The organism is Stenotrophomonas sp. Steno-Z2 (genome assembly GCF_056393235.1).
Map to the genome: position 1 here is coordinate 86,868 of NZ_JBWJOY010000005.1, position 19,647 is coordinate 106,514.

At 70.0% G+C, this 19,647-nt stretch carries 19 protein-coding genes; 8 read left to right on the plus strand and 11 right to left on the minus strand.

Annotated elements, in window-relative coordinates; all coding sequences use genetic code 11:
* Positions 1-145: 145 nt before the first annotated feature.
* A complete protein-coding gene (locus AC06FP_RS12205) occupies positions 146-523 on the plus strand; it encodes a c-type cytochrome (RefSeq protein ID WP_478075682.1) in 378 nt (125 codons plus the stop codon).
* Positions 524-532: 9 nt separating this feature from the next.
* The gene (locus AC06FP_RS12210; protein ID WP_478075683.1) at positions 533-994 is read left to right on the plus strand and encodes a c-type cytochrome; all 462 of its coding nucleotides are present in this window, start codon (positions 533-535) and stop codon (positions 992-994) included.
* A 302-nt stretch (positions 995-1,296) separates the two neighbouring features.
* On the opposite strand, the gene AC06FP_RS12215 is transcribed toward AC06FP_RS12210, so the two are convergent.
* Both AC06FP_RS12215 and AC06FP_RS12220 read right to left on the minus strand, forming a co-directional pair.
* Positions 1,297-3,081 (minus strand): DNA polymerase III subunit gamma/tau domain-containing protein, encoded by a 1,785-nt coding sequence (locus tag AC06FP_RS12215; protein ID WP_478075684.1) that lies wholly within the window; start codon positions 3,079-3,081, stop codon positions 1,297-1,299.
* Between the two features lie 12 nt (positions 3,082-3,093).
* Positions 3,094-3,693, minus strand: a complete 600-nt coding sequence (locus tag AC06FP_RS12220) for an NfuA family Fe-S biogenesis protein (RefSeq protein ID WP_456116351.1) — start codon at positions 3,691-3,693, stop codon at positions 3,094-3,096.
* Between the two features lie 90 nt (positions 3,694-3,783).
* Here AC06FP_RS12220 and AC06FP_RS12225 point away from each other — a divergent pair, with 90 nt between their 5' ends.
* Genes AC06FP_RS12225 through zupT form a run of 3 tightly spaced genes read left to right on the plus strand, consistent with a single transcriptional unit; the run spans position 3,784 to position 5,383 of the window.
* Positions 3,784-4,128, plus strand: a complete 345-nt coding sequence (locus AC06FP_RS12225) for a 4a-hydroxytetrahydrobiopterin dehydratase (RefSeq protein ID WP_456116352.1) — start codon at positions 3,784-3,786, stop codon at positions 4,126-4,128.
* A gap of 1 nt (position 4,129) precedes the next feature.
* A complete protein-coding gene (locus AC06FP_RS12230) occupies positions 4,130-4,543 on the plus strand; it encodes an energy transducer TonB (protein WP_478075685.1) in 414 nt (137 codons plus the stop codon).
* A gap of 30 nt (positions 4,544-4,573) precedes the next feature.
* Positions 4,574-5,383, plus strand: a complete 810-nt coding sequence (gene zupT, locus AC06FP_RS12235) for a zinc transporter ZupT (RefSeq protein ID WP_478075686.1) — start codon at positions 4,574-4,576, stop codon at positions 5,381-5,383.
* Between the two features lie 142 nt (positions 5,384-5,525).
* Here the strand turns inward: zupT and AC06FP_RS12240 are convergent, their stop codons facing one another.
* Positions 5,526-6,515, minus strand: coding sequence for an RluA family pseudouridine synthase (locus AC06FP_RS12240; RefSeq protein ID WP_478075687.1), 990 nt, complete (start codon positions 6,513-6,515; stop codon positions 5,526-5,528).
* A 409-nt stretch (positions 6,516-6,924) separates the two neighbouring features.
* Between AC06FP_RS12240 and AC06FP_RS12245 the strand changes: the two genes are divergently transcribed.
* On the plus strand, positions 6,925-10,044 hold the full coding sequence (locus tag AC06FP_RS12245) for an Rne/Rng family ribonuclease (protein WP_478075688.1): 3,120 nt from the start codon (positions 6,925-6,927) through the stop codon (positions 10,042-10,044).
* A 139-nt stretch (positions 10,045-10,183) separates the two neighbouring features.
* Here the strand turns inward: AC06FP_RS12245 and AC06FP_RS12250 are convergent, their stop codons facing one another.
* The 4 genes from AC06FP_RS12250 to ispG form a co-directional block, all read right to left on the minus strand.
* Positions 10,184-10,306, minus strand: coding sequence for a hypothetical protein (locus AC06FP_RS12250; RefSeq protein ID WP_478075689.1), 123 nt, complete (start codon positions 10,304-10,306; stop codon positions 10,184-10,186).
* A 164-nt stretch (positions 10,307-10,470) separates the two neighbouring features.
* A complete protein-coding gene (locus AC06FP_RS12255) occupies positions 10,471-11,118 on the minus strand; it encodes a response regulator (RefSeq protein ID WP_456116357.1) in 648 nt (215 codons plus the stop codon).
* A gap of 266 nt (positions 11,119-11,384) precedes the next feature.
* Complete coding sequence (locus AC06FP_RS12260; RefSeq protein WP_478075690.1) at positions 11,385-12,083, minus strand: phosphatase PAP2 family protein; 699 nt, start codon at positions 12,081-12,083, stop codon at positions 11,385-11,387.
* Positions 12,064-13,329, minus strand: a complete 1,266-nt coding sequence (ispG, locus tag AC06FP_RS12265; protein ID WP_478075691.1) for a flavodoxin-dependent (E)-4-hydroxy-3-methylbut-2-enyl-diphosphate synthase — start codon at positions 13,327-13,329, stop codon at positions 12,064-12,066. The genes AC06FP_RS12260 and ispG overlap by 20 nt, the downstream gene beginning before the upstream one ends.
* Positions 13,330-13,414: 85 nt before the next feature.
* Between ispG and AC06FP_RS12270 the strand changes: the two genes are divergently transcribed.
* Both AC06FP_RS12270 and AC06FP_RS12275 read left to right on the plus strand, forming a co-directional pair.
* A complete protein-coding gene (locus AC06FP_RS12270; protein WP_456116360.1) occupies positions 13,415-14,641 on the plus strand; it encodes a sensor histidine kinase in 1,227 nt (408 codons plus the stop codon).
* Positions 14,638-15,201, plus strand: a complete 564-nt coding sequence (locus tag AC06FP_RS12275) for a response regulator transcription factor (protein ID WP_456116361.1) — start codon at positions 14,638-14,640, stop codon at positions 15,199-15,201. The genes AC06FP_RS12270 and AC06FP_RS12275 overlap by 4 nt, the downstream gene beginning before the upstream one ends.
* 33 nt (positions 15,202-15,234) lie before the next feature.
* Here AC06FP_RS12275 and AC06FP_RS12280 read toward each other — a convergent pair whose 3' ends face one another.
* The 4 genes from AC06FP_RS12280 to AC06FP_RS12295 all read right to left on the minus strand — a co-directional run bounded on the left by AC06FP_RS12280 (position 15,235) and on the right by AC06FP_RS12295 (position 19,407).
* Positions 15,235-16,002: an SDR family oxidoreductase gene (locus AC06FP_RS12280; protein ID WP_478075692.1), complete on the minus strand. Its 768-nt coding sequence runs from the start codon at positions 16,000-16,002 to the stop codon at positions 15,235-15,237.
* A gap of 140 nt (positions 16,003-16,142) precedes the next feature.
* Positions 16,143-18,734 (minus strand): bifunctional aconitate hydratase 2/2-methylisocitrate dehydratase, encoded by a 2,592-nt coding sequence (gene acnB, locus AC06FP_RS12285; protein ID WP_478075693.1) that lies wholly within the window; start codon positions 18,732-18,734, stop codon positions 16,143-16,145.
* Between the two features lie 41 nt (positions 18,735-18,775).
* Positions 18,776-19,177 (minus strand): type II toxin-antitoxin system VapC family toxin, encoded by a 402-nt coding sequence (locus tag AC06FP_RS12290; RefSeq protein ID WP_054666354.1) that lies wholly within the window; start codon positions 19,175-19,177, stop codon positions 18,776-18,778.
* Complete coding sequence (locus AC06FP_RS12295; protein WP_456116364.1) at positions 19,174-19,407, minus strand: AbrB/MazE/SpoVT family DNA-binding domain-containing protein; 234 nt, start codon at positions 19,405-19,407, stop codon at positions 19,174-19,176. The genes AC06FP_RS12290 and AC06FP_RS12295 overlap by 4 nt, the downstream gene beginning before the upstream one ends.
* Between the last annotated feature and the right edge of the window lie 240 nt (positions 19,408-19,647).

Genomic DNA, 19,647 nt, shown 5'->3' on the forward strand with positions numbered 1-19,647 from the left:
GCAACACCATGCCCCAAAGGTCATGCATGCGTGCCGCATCGCAGCATTCATGAATGGTTCCGAACCGGTGAATACGCGGGCTATACTCGGGCCGTTCCGTGTCCCACGGCGGAACGAACAGACCCGCATACCGGACAAGGAAACCATGCGCTCGCAGCCGTTTGCCGTATGTCTCGCCCTGGCTTTCGCCCTGCCGTTCGGGGCCGCCGCCCAAGCCGAACCGCCGCCGTCCGAACCTTCCGCTCCCGCCGCCGCGGCCTCGCCGCAGGCCGCCGGAAACGCCGAAGCCGGCCGCACCCTGGCCTACACCTGCCAGGGCTGCCACGGCATCACCGGCTACAAGAACGCCTACCCGAGCTACCGCGTGCCGAAGATCGGCGGGCAGTCGGCCCAGTACCTGACCCAGGCGTTGACCGAATACCGCGAGGGCAAGCGCAAGCATCCGACCATGCAGGCGCAATCGATGAGCTTCAGCGCGCAGGACATCGCTGACCTCTCCGCCTACCTGTCCACTCTCAAGTAAGCACCGCTCATGTCGAAAGCCAAGCACGCTTCGCGTCTCGCCATCGCCCTGTTCGCTGCCTGCGCCCTGGCCGCCTGCACGCAGTCGGAGGTGGAGTCCACCGGCAAGTCCGCCGCCGACCCCGGCCATGCCAGCGGCGAACACGGTTCCAGTTCTTCGGCCGGCCTGCCGCAGGGGCGCATCGCCGCCGGCGAGCAGTTGGCCAACAGCAAGGGCAAGGCCACCGGCCAGAGCTGCATCGACTGCCACGGTGCCGATGGCAACGCCCCGATCGACCCCAGCTATCCGCGGCTCGGCGGCCAGTATGGCGACTACCTCGCCCACGCCCTGCAGGCCTATCGCGGCGGCGACCGCGACCACATGCTGATGTCGCCGCAGGCCGCCGGCCTGAGCGACCAGGACATCTCCGACCTGGCGGCTTACTTCGGTTCGCGCCCGAGCCAGCTGCGCGACCTGCACGGCCTGAAGTGACCGCATTGCGCCGGCACCGCCGTGCCGGCGCCATCGTCGAGCCGCGTTGCGGCTCGCGCTCCGGGCAGCAATGACACCAGCGCACGGTTTGCCGCGGATATCCACGGTGCGCCGCGGCTTTCTTGCAGGCAGCCCTGAACGGCGCTTTCGCGGCTGTGCTTCCGATCCGACATGCCGGCTCGGTGCGGCCCGGCGGCATCCATCCCCTTCTTCGTCGCAGCAGGCTCCTGCTGCCAGCGACGCTGCGCCGCCTCCGCCGGCATGCCCAACAAACGGTGCAGGCACCGCACATCCCTGCGCGCTCAGCGGCTGCCGTTGTCTTCCTGCAGTTCCTTCTTGAACGGGATGTCCGGTGGCGGCCGCGCGCTGGCCGGCTGCTCCTGCATGTTCGGGTTGCTCAGGCCGCAGCCGCCGCCGAACTGCAGGATCGAGACCACGCAGGAAATGCGGCTGTCGGTGCCCGGGATCGGGATCTCGATGCTCTTGATGCCCTTGCGCACCCATTCGGCCAGCAGCGATTCGTTGGGCACCCAGTACTTGTCGAACGACGTCGGCGTGTACCCGTAAGGCGGGCGCTTGAGCCAGGTGCCGGCGCGGTCGATCTGCTCGCGCGTCCAACTGTCCGAATCGCCGCCCGGTGCGCCACGCCCGGCGGGCGCAGCCTCTCCACCGTCGCCGGCCAGACGCACGCTGCCATCCTTGTTGAACAGGCCATCGCCCTGCGCGGATGCGGCGCCGCTGCCGCCGGATGCCTGCCGCTGCGAGGCGCCCCAGTCGTCGGAACGGACCGGCGCCGCCCAGCCGCCAGTGCGGTCCTGCGGCCGCGGCCCGGCTCCCGGGCTGGTACCCGGCTGCGATGCGGCCTTCGCCGCCTGCGCGCCCGTGCCCGCCCCCTGCGCGGACGGCGATGCCTGCTGCGCTCCTCCTTCGGCGGCCCGTGCCGGCGCCGTACCGGAACCGGCGACCGGCGCGGGCATGGCGTCGGCGACGCCGGGCACCTGCCGCTCGCGCACCGCCAGATCCGCGGTCTTCACCTGCACGCCGCTTTCGCGCGCCGGCACCGTCGCCATGGTCACGTCCTGGCGTGGTGCGGTTTCGATCTGCCGTTCGCGCACTGCCGGCTCCGCGCTCCTCAACTGCACTTCCGCCTCACGGGGGCGGACCTGCGCCATCGCCACCGGTTGCGTGGGCAGGGTCTCGATCTGCCGTTCGCGTACCTGCACCTGCGGCATCGCCGGTGTCCTGGCCGCGACATCGCGCATCGGCAGCGCACGCATCGCCGCCGGCCGCTCCACCACGGTCTCGACGGTGCGCTCGCGCACCTGCGGCTCCCGCACCCGCAGCGCCGGCGGCGCCACCGTCGGCGGCGGCAGCACGAAGTCGCTGGTCGGCCGCGGCACCTCGGTGACCTGCAGCGTCTGTTCGGCCGCCGTGTCCGGCGACGGCCGGGACATGTCCACCGGCACCGCTGCCGGCTCCGCGTCGGCAGCGCCGTCCTGCGGCGCCGGTGGCGTGGAGGGCGGCTGCGACACCGATGCGGAGGCCGCGGCTTCGGGCGCACCGCCCTCGCGCGCCGGCGTACCGGCCGGACGCGGAGCGGACGACGGCGCCCCGGCCGCCTGCGGCGCGCCGCCGCCTTCTTCTTCCGGCGTGCCTCGGCCTATGTATTCGACCTGCACGCGCTCGCCGTCCTCCGCACCCGGCTCGGGCACGGTGCTGCGCACCAGCGCCACCCAGACCAGCAGCACGGCGAACAGCAGGTGCAGGGCGAGACTGCAGAAGGCGGAAAACCAGCGGATCCGGCGCTGGTCGGCGGGAGGCGGATCGTCGCCGGCCCAGCGGAACAGGTGCAGCAGGGCCTGCCGGAACGACAGCCCCGGCCCGCCCCAGCGCGAGCGCGGGCCGTTCCAGCGCGGTGCCGCGGCCGCCGCGTCCGCGCCGGCGAACGCCGTCGCCTTCGTTGGCGACCAGCCACGCAGCCAGGCGCTCCAGCTGTAGGGAAACCCGGTGCGGCGGTCGTGCAGGATGCTGGCCTTGCGCCGCGCGGCCAGCAGGTCGATCAGGTCGGCAACCGTCGTCACCGGCACGGGGCGGGTCGCTCAGGCCGCGCCGTCGCGCGGGATGTAGGGCGCCTGGCCACTGGCGTGGTCGGTCGCATCGCGCACGGCGGTGACGCCGGGCACCCGGCCCATCAAGGTCTTCTCGATCCCCTGCTTCAAGGTCACGTCGGCCATGCCGCAACCGTGGCAGCCGCCGCCGAAACGCAGCAGCACCACCCCGTCGGCGGACACTTCCTGCACTGCCACGCGGCCGCCGTGCGAGGCCAGCTGCGGGTTGATTTCGTTCTCGATGACCCAGTGCACGCGCTCGACCATCGACGCCGCCTCGCCGGGCGCCTCGCCCTTGATCTTCGGCGCCTTGATGGTCAGCTGCTGGGTGCCGGCCGCCTGCGTGACATAGTCGATTTCGGCGCCTTCCAGCCATGCCACGCTGGTGGCCGACACATAAAGGGTGAAGCCGTCGCAGTCCACCGCCCATTCGTCGCCCAGCAGGTCGGCCGGTTCGGCGAACTCCAGGCGCGCATCGGCGCGCGGCGTCCCCGGTTCGACCGCGCTCAGGCGCACGCCCATGCCGGGCACGGCCTCGCGTTCGATCAGCTTGCGGAAATGGCGCTGCGCGGTATCTGAAATCTGGATCATGCGGGTATTCTAGCCGTGTCTTGGCCGCCGCTGATGGGACACAGATTCCACGCGCCGCGCCGTTCAGCCCCTTGTCGATGGAGGTACCCCATGGCCGATCTGATTCCGCTGGCACAGGCGCACTGCATTGCGCGCAAAGGCAGCGAGCACCGCCTCGGCGAGGCGCGGCTGACCGAGCTGCTGCCGCAGGTCCCGGGCTGGGAACTGGCCGAGGACGGCCATGCGCTGGTGCGTACATTCCGCTTCGACAACTACCACGGCACCATGGCGTTCGTGAACGCCCTGGCCTGGGTCGCGCACCGCGAGGACCACCACCCCGACCTGGGCGTGCATTACGACCGTGCGATCGTCCGTTTCTCCACCCACGACGTGGGCGGCCTGAGCGAGAACGATTTCATCTGTGCCGCCAAGGCATCCGCACTTGTGGAGCAATGACATGAAAGCGCATCTCCTGCTGGGCTCCCTCGCCACCGCCGTCGCGCTCAGCGCCTGCGGGCCTTCCGGGCCGGCCGCGCCGGTGATCGCCCCCACCGAGGTGGCGGCGGTGCAGACCCCGCCGCCGGACTACCCGGTCGAGCTGGCCTGCAACGGCGTCGGCGGACAGAGCGTGCTCAAGGTCGTGGTCGGGCCGCAGGGCGCGCCCACCGAGGTCACGCTGCTCACCAGCAGCGGCAACAGCCAGCTCGACGATGCGGCGATCCACCGCGTGCGCGAATGGAAGTTCAAGGCCGCCACCCGCAACGGCCAGGCGGTACCGACCACCATCCAGGTGCCGGTGAGCTTCAACCCGCCCGAGCCGAAGCCGGACAGCTGCTTCGCCATCGAAGAGCGCATGCGGCGCGGCGGCTGACCGCCGCCACGGCACCGCGGGCGCCACGCCATGCCGGCGATCTCCACCGAGCACCTGTGGATCGCGTTCGCGCTGACGCTCGCCGCCGGCCTGGCCACCGCCATCGGCAGCCTGATGGTGCTGTTCTCGCGGCGCCCGGAGCCGCGCCTGCTCGCCTTCGGCCTGGCGTTCGCCGGCGGCGCGATGGTGTACGTCTCGCTGTCGGAAATCCTGAACAAGTCGATCGCTTCGTTCACGCTGGCGCATGGCGAACGGCTGGGTTTCGCCCTCGGCACGTTCTCCTTCCTGGCCGGCGTGGCGCTGATCGTCGCCATCGACCACCTGATCCCCAATCCGCACGAGAGCCTGGACAAGCGCGACCCGCTGTTCCGCGAGGACAACCGCGGCTATGTCCGGCGGGTCGGGCTGCTGACCGCGGTGGCGATCACCGCGCACAACTTCCCCGAAGGCCTGGCCACGTTCTTCGCGACGCTGGAGAGCCCCTCGGTGGGCATGCCGCTGGCCTTCGCCATCGCCATCCACAACATCCCCGAGGGCATCGCCATTGCCGTGCCGGTGTATTTCGCCACCGGCAACAAGCTGTACGCCTTCACCGCCAGCCTGCTGTCGGGGCTGGCCGAGCCGGTGGGCGCGGCGCTGGGCTACTTCGCCCTGGCCGGCTCGCTGTCGCACACCACCTTCGGCATCGTGTTCGGGATGATCGCCGGGGTGATGGTCTTCCTGGCCCTGGACGAACTGCTGCCGGCGGCCAAACGCTATGCCCGCGGCCACGAGACCGTGTACGGCCTGGTGGCCGGCATGGCGACGCTGGCGCTCAGCCTGGTGCTGTTCAAGTGGTGATGAAGCCGGGAAGGGGGAACAGGGAAAGGGGATGCGGGTCAGCTGCGGCGTTTCGGCCGCTGCGCGATAAAGGAGGGCAAGGCGTTGAAGGAAAAGCCGCCGCAGCGGTTCATTCCCCGCTCCCTGCTCCCCGTTCCCCGCCTCACCCCAGCCTGTCCAGCGCCTCGGCCAGTTCCGGCGCCAGCGGCGCATTGAGCACGTAGGGCGCCTTGCCGCCGTCCAGTGCGAACTCCAGCGAGGCGGCGTGCAGGAACAGGCGCTTCAGCCCGATCTGCTCGCGCAACCGCTTGTTGGCGGCAGGATCGCCGTACTTGTCGTCGCCGGCGACCGGATGGCCGATGTGCTGGGCATGCACGCGGATCTGGTGGGTGCGGCCGGTCTCGATCCGCACCTCGCAATAGGAATGGCCGCCGCGCCGCTCCAGCACCCGGAAGTGGCTCAGCGACGGCTTGCCGGCCGCATTCACCTGCACATGGCGCTCACCGCCCTGGCGCAGGCCGACGTGCAGCGGCGCGTCCACGCTCATCACCCCGTCAGGCATGCGTCCGACCAGCAGGGTCAGGTAACGCTTGCGGATCCCGCCGGGGCCGGAACCATCGTGGTCCTCGCGCAGCAGCGCCTGCAGCTCGGTCAGGGCCGAGCGCTTCTTGGCCATGACCAGCAGCCCGGACGTGTCGCGGTCCAGCCGGTGCACCAGCTCCAGGTTCTGGTTCGGGCGCAGCGCGCGCATGGTCTCGATCGCGCCGTGGCTGATGCCGCTGCCGCCATGGCTGGCCACCCCGGTGGGCTTGTTGATGACCAGCAACCGCGCATCCTCGAAGACGATGGCCTGCTCCATGCGCTGCAGGAATCCGGCCGGCGGCGCGGCCTTGTCTCCCACCTCGGCGAGATTGACCGGTGGCACCCGCACCTCCTCGCCCGCCTCCAGCTTGCGCTCGGCCTTGGCGCGGCCGCCATTCACCCGCACCTGGCCGCTGCGCACCAGCTTGTAGACCAGGCTGCGCGGCGCGCCCTTGAGCTGGCCCAGCAGGAAGTTGTCCAGGCGCTGCCCGGCCCGGTCTTCCGGAACCTTGATCAGGCGCACGCTGGATTTGCCCGCGGACGGTGTGCGGCGGTCTTCGGAGTCAGTCATCTGCCTGTTTATTCTGTTACACTCGGGGAGCGATATAAGGGTTTGATTTCGTTGGAAGTTGGTCAGGGCCAGAAGCCCGGCTTCCGACGGATCCGGCACAGTGCGCGGCCACCGCCCCCGGGGCGGCCATGTTAGCGGCTCGTCGGCGCTCCCGGCCATCGCCGGATGCCAAAAGCATCCGAGCTGGACGAAAACACATGTCCCGTGCGACGCCCCGGCCCCGGCCGGAGCGGCCGCCGGCCCCGAAACACCTGAAACCAAGAACACAAGCGCTCCCGCGGCCTGCCGTGGTGTCGTAGCGCTGGAAACCCAAGCCGCCCTACCCGCGCCTGCGCGAGGGGCGGCGACCCGTGTCCAGAGGCGAAACGCCATGGCGTTCCGCGCGGTAGCAGCGCGCGAGGAACGCACAATGAAGCGAATGCTGATCAATGCCACGCAGGCCGAAGAACTGCGCGTGGCCATCGTGGACGGCCAGACCCTGTACGACATCGACATCGAACAGCCGTCCAAGGAACAGAAGAAGTCCAACATCTACAAGGGCCGCATCACCCGGCTCGAACCCTCCCTCGAAGCGGCTTTCGTCGAATACGGCGGCGACAAGCACGGCTTCCTGCCGCTGAAGGAAATCTCCCGCGACTACTTCCAGGCCGGCGTCGACCACAACAAGGCCGGCATCCGCGAGCTGCTGCGCGAGGGCCAGGAAGTGGTGGTCCAGGTGGACAAGGAAGAGCGCGGCAACAAGGGCGCGGCCCTGACCACGTTCATCTCCCTGGCCGGCCGCTACATGGTGCTGATGCCGAACTCGCCGTCGGCCGGCGGCGTTTCGCGCCGCATCGAGGGCGAGGACCGCGCCGCGCTGAAGGACGCGCTGGACAAGCTGAACATTCCCGACGACATGGGCGTGATCATCCGCACCGCCGGCGTCGGCCGCGACGCCGAAGAGCTGCAGTGGGACCTGGACTACCTGCTGCAGGTGTGGCGCTCCATCGCCGAGGCCGCGCTGGCCAAGCCGGCGCCGTTCCTGATCTACCAGGAGTCGCGCCTGATCGTGCGCGCCCTGCGCGACTACCTGCGCGCCGACATCGGCGAAATCCTGGTCGACACCGAGGAGCTGTACGAGACCGCGCGCGAGTTCATGCAGCAGGTGATGCCGCAGACCCTGCGCAAGCTCAAGCACTACAAGGACGACATCCCGCTGTTCAACCGCTTCCAGATCGAGTCGCAGATCGAGGCGATCTACGAGCGCAACGTGCGCCTGCCGTCCGGCGGCTCGATCGTGGTCGACCAGACCGAGGCGCTGACCGCCATCGACGTGAACTCGGCCCGCGCCACCAAGGGCAGCGACATCGAGGACACCGCGTTCCAGACCAACCTGGAGGCCGCCGAGGAAGTGGCCCGCCAGCTGCGCCTGCGCGACCTGGGCGGCCTGGTGGTGATCGACTTCATCGACATGTCCTCGAACAAGCACCAGCGCGAAGTCGAGAACCGCCTGCAGAACGCGCTGAAGTACGACCGCGCCCGCGTGCAGCTGGGACGCATCTCGCGCTTCGGCCTGATGGAAATGAGCCGCCAGCGCCTGCGCCCGAGCCTGGGCGAGTCCAGCCAGATCGTCTGCCCGCGCTGCGACGGCCAGGGCCGCATGCGCAGCGTCGAGTCGCTGTCGCTGTCGATCATCCGCGTCGCCGAAGAGCACGCGATGAAGGAGAACACCGGGCAGGTGCTGGTGCAGGCGCCGGTGGAGATCGCCAACTTCCTGCTCAACGAGAAGCGCGGCGCGTTGCGCGAGATCGAGCGCCGCCACGACGCGCCGATCATCATCGTCGCCGACGAGCAGCTGCATACCCCGCACTATGAAGTCACCCGCCTGCGCGAGAACGAGCTGGGCGAGGAATCGGGCAGGCCGAGCTACCAGCGCGGCACCCCGCGCAAGCTGCCGGTGCACGCCCTGACCAAGGCGCAGCTGAACATCCCGCCGGCGCCGGCGGTGACCCACGTCAAGCACAGCCAGCCGGCCCCGGTACGCGAGATCCCGGAGCCGACCCCGGCGCCGGCACCGGTCGCCGCCCCGGCGCCCGCCGCGCCGGCAAGCGGTGGCGTGATGGGCTGGCTCAAGCGCGTCTTCGGCGGCGAGACCACCCCCGCCGCACCGGCCCAGCCGCAGCCGCGCCAGGACAACGGCCGCGGCAACCGCAACGACCGCAACCCGCGCCGCGACGGCCGCACTGGCAACGGCAACAACGGCCAGCAGGCGCGCAATGGCGGCAATGCGAACGGCAACCGCCGCGACGAACAGCGCCGCGAAGAGCGTCGTGACGACCGCCGCCAGAATGCCGGCAACCCGCAGGGCCAGAACCCGAACGGCGGCCAGCAGCCCAAGCAGCGCAACGAGCAGCAGGTGCAGCAGGGCAAGCAGCCGCGCGGCAACGAACAGCAGCAGCCCAAGCCGCAGAAGCAGCCCAGGCAGCCCAGGCCGCAGCAGGAAGCGGACAAGCCCGCCCAGCCGGTGAACGAAAAGCCGGCACGGCAGCCGCAGGCCGAGGCTCCGCGCCCGGTCGCCCCTGCCCCGGTCGCTGCGGCGGCTCCGGTCGCCGCGGCCGCCACGGTGGTTGCCGCCGCGGGCACGGAACCGGTCGAAGCGCCGAAGGTGCTGGCGCCGGCGGTTGTGGAAGACGGCGCGCCGGTCAACACGACGACCGAACAGCCGGTGGTCGCCAACGCCGCTGAAACCGGCGCCGCGCCTTCCACCGACGACGCCAGCGGTGACGGCGCCAGCCGCCGCCGCCGCGGTCGCCGGGGTGGCCGTCGCCGCCGTCGCGGCAATGCGGAAGGCACCGGTATCGCCGATGCCGATGTGCTGGGCAACGATGACGACATCGCCGACGAGGGCGAAGACATCGGCCACGACACCGCCGAAGCGGCGGCCACGCCCGCCGCGGCCCAGCCCGAGTTCGATTTCGACGACGAACCGGCGATCGTGACGGCTCCCGCACGCGCGCCGCGCGCTGCGCAGCCCGAAGCGCCCGTCGCGCAGCAGCTCGAGTCCACTGGACAGGCTGTCGCCACGACCGGAACCGCGCCGGCGCCCGTCGAACCCGTCGCCGTTGCTCCCGCCCAGCCGGAACCGGCGGTGGAAGCGGCCGCAACCCCGCCTGCGCCGGACGCCGCGCCTGTCGCCGCCCCGGTGGTGGAAGCTGCTGCGCCGCCGGTCGTCACGCCGGTGCAGCCGGAACCCCACCCTGAGCCGGTCGTCGCTGCCGCGCCGGTGGAAGCTGTTGTCGTCGCGGCCGGGGAACCGGCTGCGGCAGCGCCCGAGGCGACGCCCGTTGCCGCGGCACCGGCTACACCGGAACCGGTCCTGCCGGAGAACGGCCAGCTGTTCGCCGAAGCCGCGGTGCCGGCGCCGGTAGCCGAGGAAAAGCACGACGTCTCCACCGCGACGGCGCACGTCCCGGCCGTTGCATCCGAGGAAGCCGCGGTCGCGACGACCGAGGCCGAGGCGAATGCGGACGAGGCGCATCGCAACGCCTGAGCGCGTCGCGCCCTGGACTGAAAAAGCGGCCTTCGGGCCGCTTTTTTCATGGCGCACTGCCTTGTGCGTATCCCGGGGGGTGGCTCCGCCGTGAAGAACGACCGCCCTGCTGCTTTTTCATGACGCACATCGCACTGCGTCAGCCCGGCAGCAGCGTCGCCATGCAGCACGGCTGTTCTGTTGTTTTTTCATGATGCACATCACGATGCACCACGCTGAAGGTGGCTTCGCGTGCAGAACCGCGGTCCTGTCGTTTTTTCATGACGCACGTTCCAGTACGTCACCCTGGGGGCAACTTCGCCTTGAAGAACGGCTGTACTGCCGGCTTTTTCATGGCGCACTCTCCTGTGCGCTGCCCTTCGGGCAGCGTCGCCATGAAACCACCTTTGCCGCCGCCTTGACCTGCTGCCAGCAGCGCCGGACGGATCAGATCGCCTTCGACGGATCGCCCACGCCGTACTGGGCGGCCAGGCGGGCCAGCGCGATGTTGTCGTGCACGCCGGTCTTCTGGAACAGCCGCGACTTGTGCGTATTGACGGTCTTGGCGCTCAGACTGAGGCGGCGGGCGATCTCCTCCTGGCGGCGTCCCTGTACCAGCAGCAGGGCCACTTCCAGTTCGCGCGGCGAGAGCCCGTCGAACGGCGACACGTCGCCGCCGATGTTGGACAAGGCCAGGTTCTGGGCGATGTTGCTGGCCAGATAGCGCCGCCCCTGCGCCACGTCATGGATGGCACGGACCAGTTCCCTGGCGTCGCCGCCCTTGCCGACATAACCCGAAGCCCCGGCCTCCAGCAGCCGCTTGGGCATCGGGCCGTCTTCCAGCACCGATACGATGATGACGCGGGTGCCGTGGTCACCCTTGACGATGCGCTCGGTGATCTCCAGCCCGCTAAGCCCGGGCAGGTTCAGATCGCAGAGCACGACGTCCGGCCGCAGCCGGCGTATCTGCGGCAACGCCGCTTCGCCGCTGTCGGCGGCACCGACGACCTCGATCCCGGTCTCGCCGGCGAGGATCATCTGCAGACCGGTGCGCACCAGCGCATGGTCGTCTATGAGAAATACCTTGATGGTCACAACCCGCTTCCTCCCCGACACCCCAATGACGGTTGCAGCGTGGCCTGCACCCCGGAACCCCGGGTACCTCGCGGCGGATTCCATTGCCCGCCGCCGCGCAAGCCATGCGTATTATCAATCAAGATGCCGGCCCCGCCCCACGGGAGCGACACGCGCGGACAACTCCCCTGCCCGCTTGTGACCCGGTCCTGATCTGCCGGGTGGCCGACACGAACACGTTCCACGCCGGCGCGGCATGCGGCCATCAGTGCATCCCCCGCATGCAATTAGGGATTCGCCGCAGCCGATGGCGACCAGCGACGACGGAACAGCAGGACATGCACGCCGGTCACCCACGCCAGCGCGGCGCACCAGCCGCCCAGGATGTCGGACGGATAATGCACGCCCAGATGCACGCGCGAAAAGCCGACGCAGGGCACAAAAATGATCGCCGCGATCAGCACCGGCCAGCGCCAGCGCGTGTGCCATGCCAGGAACACCGCGGTGGCGGCCAGCGTCATCGAGCCCATCGCGTGCCCGCTCGGGAAGCTGAAGGTGCTTTCCGGCGCGATCGATTCCCACAGGCTCGGGCGCGCGCGCTGGAACAGCTGCTTGCTGCCGATGTTCAACAGCGCCGAACCGGCGAAGGCGGTGGCGGCGAACAGCGTATCGCGCCAGCGCCGCCGGAAGGCGAGCGCGGCCACCAGCAGCAGGTCCAGCGGAATCACGCCCCACTGGTAGCCCAGCCGGGACATCAGCACGAAGAAGGCATCCAGCGCCGGCGAGGCCAGCCCATGCATGCGCCACAACAGCGCGTGGTCGAAATGCAGCGATTCGGCCTCGTGGATTTCGTCGGCCAGGGCCACGAAACCGGCCAGCGGCAGCAGCAGGCAGACGAACAGCACGACGATGCGCCAGGCGTTGTGCGCGAGCCAGGCGCGCACGCCGGCCGCTTCGCGCCGCGACTCAGCCGGCGTGGCGCGCATAGCGGCTCTCGACGTAGTCGTCGATCAGCGCCACGAACTCCTGCGCGATGTTCTCGCCCCGCAACGTCACCTTCTTCTCGCCGTCGACGAACACCGGCGCGGCCGGCGCCTCGCCGGTGCCGGGCAGCGAGATGCCGATGTTGGCGTGGCGCGACTCGCCCGGGCCGTTGACGATGCAGCCCATCACCGCCAGCGTCATGTTTTCCGCGCCCGGGTGGCTGACGCGCCACACCGGCATCTTCTCGCGCACGTGGTTCTGCACCACCTTGGCCAGCTCCTGGAAGAACTCGGAGGTGGTGCGGCCGCAGCCCGGGCAGGCCGTGACCATGGGCGTGAACGCGCGCTGCCCGGTGGTCTGCAGCAGTTCCTGCGCGACGATGACTTCCTGCGTGCGCGGCTGCCCAGGCTCGGGCGTGAGCGAGATGCGGATGGTGTCGCCGATGCCTTCCTGCAGCAGCACCGCCAGCGCCGCCGACGAGGCGACGATGCCCTTGCTGCCGATGCCGGCCTCGGTCAGGCCCAGGTGCAGGGCGAAATCGGAGCGGTTGGCCAGGTCGCGGTAGACCGCGATCAGTTCCTGCACGCCGCTGACCTTGGCCGACAGCACGATGCGCTCGCGCGGCAGGCCCAGTTCCACCGCGGTCTGCGCCGAATCCAGCGCCGAGCGGATCAGCGCCTCGCGCAGCACGCGGCCGGCGTCCCACGGCTGCTCGCGCTGGCTGTTCTCGTCCATCAGCTTCGCCGCCAGGGCCTGGTCCAGCGAGCCCCAGTTGGCGCCGATGCGCACCGGCTTGTCGTAGCGGATCGCGAACTCGATCAGCTGCGCGAACTGGGTGTCCTTCTTCCTGCCGAAGCCGACGTTGCCCGGGTTGATGCGGTACTTGGCCAGCGCCTCGGCGCAGGCCGGCTCGTTGCTCAGCAGCTGGTGGCCGTTGTAATGGAAATCGCCGATCAGGGGCACGTCGATGCCCATCATGCGCAGCTTGTCGACGATGCGCGGGATCGCCGCCGCCGATTCGGCATTGTTGACGGTCAGTCGCACCATCTCCGAACCGGCGCGCCACAGCTCGGCCACCTGGCGCACGCTGGCGGCGACATCGGCGGTGTCGGTATTGGTCATCGACTGGACGACCACCGGATGGCCGCCGCCCACTTTCACTCCGCCGATGTCGACGGCATGGGTGATGCGGCGGGGCCAGGCCGTGGCGTCGGCGGGCGGAGTCGGGCGGGTGACGGCGTCGTGCATGGCGCGCATTTTAGCGCGCCCGCCCGCCCCATCGCATGAACCACCGCGGGCGCCGGTGGGCCCCGGACGCATTACGATGCATGCCATGGATTCCCCGGATACCTCGTTCCTGCGCACCCTGTGCAGCCTGCGCTGGCTGGCCACCGCCGGCCAGGCCGGCGCGATCCTCGTCGCCACCTGGCTGCTGGGGCTGGACCTGCCGCTGCTGCCGCTGTGGAGCGGCGTCTGCATGCTGGCGCTGTTCAACCTGTACGTGCAGCTGCGCGTGCACGACAGCGACCCGGCGCCGGTCACCGCCTTCGGCCACATCCTGGTCGACGTCACCGTATTGACCTGGATGGTCGGCTGGAGCGGCGGCATCGCCAACCCGTTCGGTTCGCTGTTCCTGATCCTGATCGCGCTGGCCGCGCTCGCCCTGCCCCTGCGCTGGACCCACGCGGTGGCCGCGGCCTGCGTGGCCGGCTATGCGGTGAGCGCGGTGTTCGGGCTGCCGCTGCATGGCGGCTATTTCGATTCGATGAGCCTGCACCTGTGGGGCGCGGCGGCCAACTTCCTGCTCTCCAGCGTGGTCGTGCTGGTGTTCTCCACGCGCCTGGCCGCCGCGCTGCGCGAGCGCGAGAACCAGCTGGCGCTGCTGCGCGAACGCTTCGTGCGCAACGAGGGCATCGTCGCGCTGGCCACGCATGCGGCCTCGGTGGCGCACGAACTCAACACCCCGCTGGCGACCATGACCCTGCTCGCCGACGACATCGCCGAACAGTACGCCGGCGACCCGGCGATGCAGGAGGACATGGACACCCTGCGCGGGCTGCTGGTGCAGTGCCGCGAGCGGGTGCTGGCGCTGGCCGCGCCGGCGGAGGGCGCGCGCAGCCGCGCCCGCGTTTCGGTCGGCAACGTGCTGGAACAATGGCGGCTGGTACGCCCGACCGTGCACCTGCGCCGCAATGCCGACGCGCCGCTGCAGCTGGAGCTGGACCCGGGCGTCGGGCACCTGCTGCAGGTGCTGCTGAACAACGCCGCCGACGCAGGCGAACAGAACGGCCACGAGCAGGTGGACCTGGACATCCGCATCCGCGACGGGCAGCTGTACGGCGAAGTGCGCGACTACGGCCCCGGCTTCAACGCCAACCACGCCGCGCTGCCGGGTACCCTGTTCAACAGCGGCAAGACCGACGGCATGGGCGTGGGCCTGGCGCTGTCGCATGCCACCATCGAACGCCTGCACGGCGAGCTGTGGATGCGCCCGGCCGAAGGCCGCGGCGCGCGCGTCGGTTTCCGCCTGCCCCTTGCCAACCTGGAAGCGAACCCATGACCGTCCCCTCCTCCCACGGCCTGCTGGTCGACGACGACCCGCTGTACCTGCGCACCCTGCAGCGCAGCCTGGCCCGGCGCGAGATCGAGACCGCCACCGCCCATGACATCGCCGGCGCGCTGGAACAGGCCACGCGCGCGCCGCCTGCGTTCGCGCTGATCGACCTCAAGCTCGGCGGCGAGTCCGGGCTGGCGCTGATCCAGCCGCTGCGCGCGCTGCGCGCGGACATGCGCATCCTGCTGGTCACCGGCTACGCCTCCATCGCCACCGCGGTGGAGGCGATCAAGCTCGGTGCCGACGACTACCTGCCCAAGCCGGCCACGGTGCCGATGATCCTGCGCGCGCTGGGCGAAGCGGACGAAGGCGAAGAACACGAGGAGGTCGAGCCGCCCGACGCGATGACCCCGATCAGCCGCCTGCAGTGGGAGCACATCCAGCAGGCGCTGCACGAAACCGGCGGCAACGTCTCGGCCGCCGCGCGCCTGCTCGGCATGCACCGGCGTTCGCTGCAGCGCAAGCTGCTCAAGCGGCCGAGCCCGGAGCGCGATCCGAACCGGTGACGGCGCCGTCTCGCGCGCCGGGCGCGGAGTGGCTCAGCCCCGCTGGATGGACACCCCGCCGTCCACCCGCATCGCCGTGCCGGTGACGAACGAGGACGCCGGCGATACCAGGAACAGCGCCGCCGCCGCGATTTCCTCCGGCTGCGCCAGCCGCTTCAGCGCATGCAGGCGCGCCACCGCGCCCAGCGCCGCCTCGTCGGGGTTCATTTCGCGCGCCATCGGCGTATCGGTACCGCCGGGCAGCAGCGCATTGACGCGCAGGCCGGCAGCCCCGTATTCGGCCGCCAGCGCCTGCACCAGGCCGATGACGCCGGCCTTGCTGGCCGCATAGGCAGCCGTGCATGGAAAGCCGGCGGTGTGGCCGACGAAGGTCGAAGTGAATACCAGGCTGGCGCCGCTGCCGGTGCGCAGCAGCGAGGGGATCTGGTGCTTGGCGCCAAGGAAGGCGGCGGTGAGGTTGACGTCCATCGCGTGCTGCCAGTCGGGCAGCGCGACGTCGGGCGTGGGCTGCAGCGGCCCGAGCGCGCCGGCGTTGTTGAATGCCGCATGCAGCGGTCCGTACGTGTCCTCGGCATGCCGCACCAGCGCCTGCGCATAGGCCTCCTCGCGCACGTCGCCGGCCAGCCAGGTGGCGGCGCCGCCCGCGGCCTGGATCCGCGCAGCCAGCGCTTCCAGTTCGTTGCCGCGCCGGGCACCCAGCACCACGCGCGCGCCCTCGGCGGCGAACAGCAGCGCGGCGGCGCGGCCGATGCCGGAACTGGCGCCGGTGATCAATACAGTCCTGTCGTGCAATGCCTTCATGTCCTGCTCCTGATGGATGGAGCGCGGAGAATGGCGGCCTGGCGCATGCGGCGCTCGCCGGTATCGGACGTGGCATTGGCGATGGGCGAAAAAAGAAAGCCCGGCCTGCGCCGGGCTTTCCGTGTTGCTCCCGCCGTGGCTTACGCCGCGACGGTGTCGGCCACGTCCTTGTAGTCGGCGATCTGGTCGAAGTTCATGTAGCGGTAGATCTCCGCGCCGTTGGCGTTGATCACGCCGATGTCGGCCATGTACTCCTCCCGGGTCGGGATGCGGCCCAGGCGCGAGCAGATCGCCGCCAGCTCCGCCGAACCCAGGTACACATTGGTGTTGCGGCCCAGGCGGTTGGGGAAGTTGCGGGTCGAGGTCGACATCGCGGTGGAGCCTTCGCGGATCTGCGCCTGGTTGCCCATGCACAGCGAGCAGCCCGGCATTTCCATGCGTGCGCCGGCGCTGCCGAAGGTGCCGTACACGCCTTCCTTGGTCAGCTCGGAGGCATCCATCTTGGTCGGCGGGGCCACCCACAGGCGGGTCGGGATGTCGCGCTTGCCTTCCAGCAGCTTGGCCGCGGCGCGGAAGTGGCCGATGTTGGTCATGCACGAACCGATGAACACTTCATCGATCTTGGCGCCGGCCACGTCGGACAGGGTCTTCACGTCGTCCGGATCGTTCGGGCAGGCCACGATCGGCTCGTGGATGTCGGCCAGGTCGATCTCGATGACGGCGGCGTATTCGGCGTCGGCATCGGGTTCCAGCAGCTGCGGGTTGGCCAGCCAGGCTTCCATCTTCTCGACGCGGCGCGCCAGCGAGCGGGCGTCCTGGTAGCCCTCGGCGATCATCCACTTCAACAGCGTGATGTTGCTGTTGAGGTACTCGATGATCGGCTCCTTGTTCAGGCGCACGGTGCAGCCGGCGGCCGAACGCTCGGCCGAGGCGTCGGACAGCTCGAACGCCTGCTCCACCTTCAGGTCCGGCAGGCCTTCGATTTCCAGGATGCGGCCGGAGAAGATGTTCTTCTTGCCGGCCTTGGCCACGGTCAGCAGGCCCTGCTTGATGGCGTACAGCGGGATGGCGTTGACCAGGTCGCGCAGGGTCACGCCCGGCTGCATCTGGCCCTTGAAGCGCACCAGCACCGATTCGGGCATGTCCAGCGGCATCACGCCGGTGGCGGCGGCGAAGGCGACCAGGCCCGAACCGGCCGGGAACGAGATGCCCACCGGGAAACGGGTGTGCGAGTCGCCGCCGGTGCCGACGGTGTCGGGCAGCAGCATGCGGTTGAGCCAGCTGTGGATCACGCCGTCGCCCGGGCGCAGCGACACGCCGCCGCGGGTGGAGATGAATTCCGGCAGGGTGTGGTGGGTCTTCACGTCCACCGGCTTCGGATAGGCCGCGGTGTGGCAGAACGACTGCATCACCAGGTCGGCCGAGAAGCCCAGGCAGGCCAGGTCCTTCAGCTCGTCGCGGGTCATCGGGCCGGTGGTGTCCTGCGAACCCACCGAGGTCATCTTCGGTTCGCAGTAGGTGCCCGGGCGCATGCCCTGGCCTTCCGGCAGGCCACAGGCGCGGCCGACCATCTTCTGCGCCAGCGAGTAACCCTTGCCGGTATCGGCCGGCTGCACCGGCAGGCGGAACAGGTCGGTGGCCGGCAGGCCCAGCGCCTCGCGCGCCTTGGCGGTCAGGCCGCGGCCGATGATCAGCGGAATGCGGCCGCCGGCGCGCACTTCGTCGAACAGCACTTCGGACTTCACTTCGAACTCGGCGATCACCTCGCCGTTCTTCAGCGCCTTGCCTTCGTACGGGCGCAGCTCGACGACGTCGCCGTGCTCCATCTTCGACACGTCCAGCTCGATCGGCAGCGCGCCGGCGTCTTCCATGGTGTTGTAGAAGATCGGCGCGATCTTGCCGCCCAGGCACACGCCGCCGGCGCGCTTGTTGGGGATGTACGGGATGTCATCGCCCGTCCACCACAGCACGCTGTTGGTGGCCGACTTGCGCGAGGAACCGGTACCGACCACGTCGCCGACGTAGGCGACCAGGTGGCCCTTTTCCTTCAGCGCCAGGATCTGCTGGATCGGGCCGCGCTTGCCGTCTTCTTCCGGGGTGAACGGCGCGTCGTCGCGCTTGTTCTTCAGCATCGCCAGGGCGTGCATCGGGATGTCCGGGCGGGTGGTTGCGTCCGGCGCCGGCGACAGGTCGTCGGTGTTGGTCTCGCCCGGCACCTTGAACACGGTGACGGTCAGGCTCTGCGGCACTTCCGGCTTGCCGGTGAACCACTCGGCGTCGGCCCAGCTCTGCAGCACGGCCTGGGCGTTGGCGTTGCCGGCCCTGGCCTTTTCCTGCACGTCGTGGAAGGCATCGAATACCAGCAGGGTGTTCTTCAGCGCGTCGGCGGCGATGGCGCCGACCGCCGCGTCGTCCAGCAGCTGGATCAGCGGCGCGACGTTGTAGCCGCCGAGCATGGTGCCCAGCAGTTCGGTGGCGCGCTCACGGCTGATCAGGGCGTTCTTCTCGCTGCCGAAGGCGATCGCGGCCAGGTAAGAGGCCTTGACCTTGGCCGCATCGTCCACGCCGGCCGGCACGCGGTGGGTGATCAGGTCGAGCAGGAACTCGGCCTCGCCCGCCGGCGGGTTCTTCAGCAGTTCGATGACGTCGGCCGTCTGCTGTGCGCTCAGCGGCAGCGGCGGGATGCCAAGCGCGGCGCGCTCGGCTACGTGGTGGCGGTAGGCTTCCAACATGACAACTCCCGGGTGGTACGGATGAGGAATGGGGTATGGGCTCAGGCTTGCGGCACGATCAGCTTCAGGCCCTTGAAGTAGTCGCGATAAAACGTGTCGTTCCAGGTGATCAGGCCGTCGCACTGCAGCAGCGCGTGCGCGCCGACCATGAAATCGTCGATGCGGCGGGTGTCGCCGGCGTTGCGCTGGCGGTGGCGGCGGTGCATCTCGCCGGCGCGCAGCGCGGACTTGGCCTCCAGCGGGCTGAAATGGATGCCCATCTCCTCCAGCGCCTCCTGCACCTGCGCGCCGCCGCGCAGCGAGGCGCAGAGTTCGGCCAGCGTCGTGCCGCAGACCACCACGCGGCCGCCGACCAGGGCCTGCCGCAGGCAGGCCTCCACCGCGTCGGCGCGCGGGCCGTCGCTGAGCAGTTCGATCAGCACCGGGGAGTCGACCGCGATCATGCGTCGCCGGCTTCGTCGCGCACGGTGCGCACGGCCTGTTCGGCCGACTCGAAGCCGTCCAGCGCGAACTTGCCGCGGGCGCGGGAAATGGCGTCGTCCACGCTCTTGCGCAGGATGATGCGGCTGCCTTCCAGCTCGACCTTCAGCAGCGTGCCCTTGGTCAGGCCCAGCGCGTCGCGCACGGCCTTGGGCAAGGTGATCTGTCCGCGTTCAGCAACGGTGGCTTCCATCGGGCGCCCTCCAAAGTATGCACGAATTATACATACCTCCGCCCGCATACCCAAGCGCACCGGCATGCTTCGACGCCGCCGTAAGGCTTGTGCCACAAGGCCCGGCGCCTGTCCCGTGACATGACTGCAACAAACCGGTGCGTATGCTGAAGGGCCTGCGCGGCCCCGCCCCGGGGAAGATCGTCCATACTCGGGCGACCGGTTACTGAACGGGGCTCCGCCCCAGCCAGCGGGCGCACC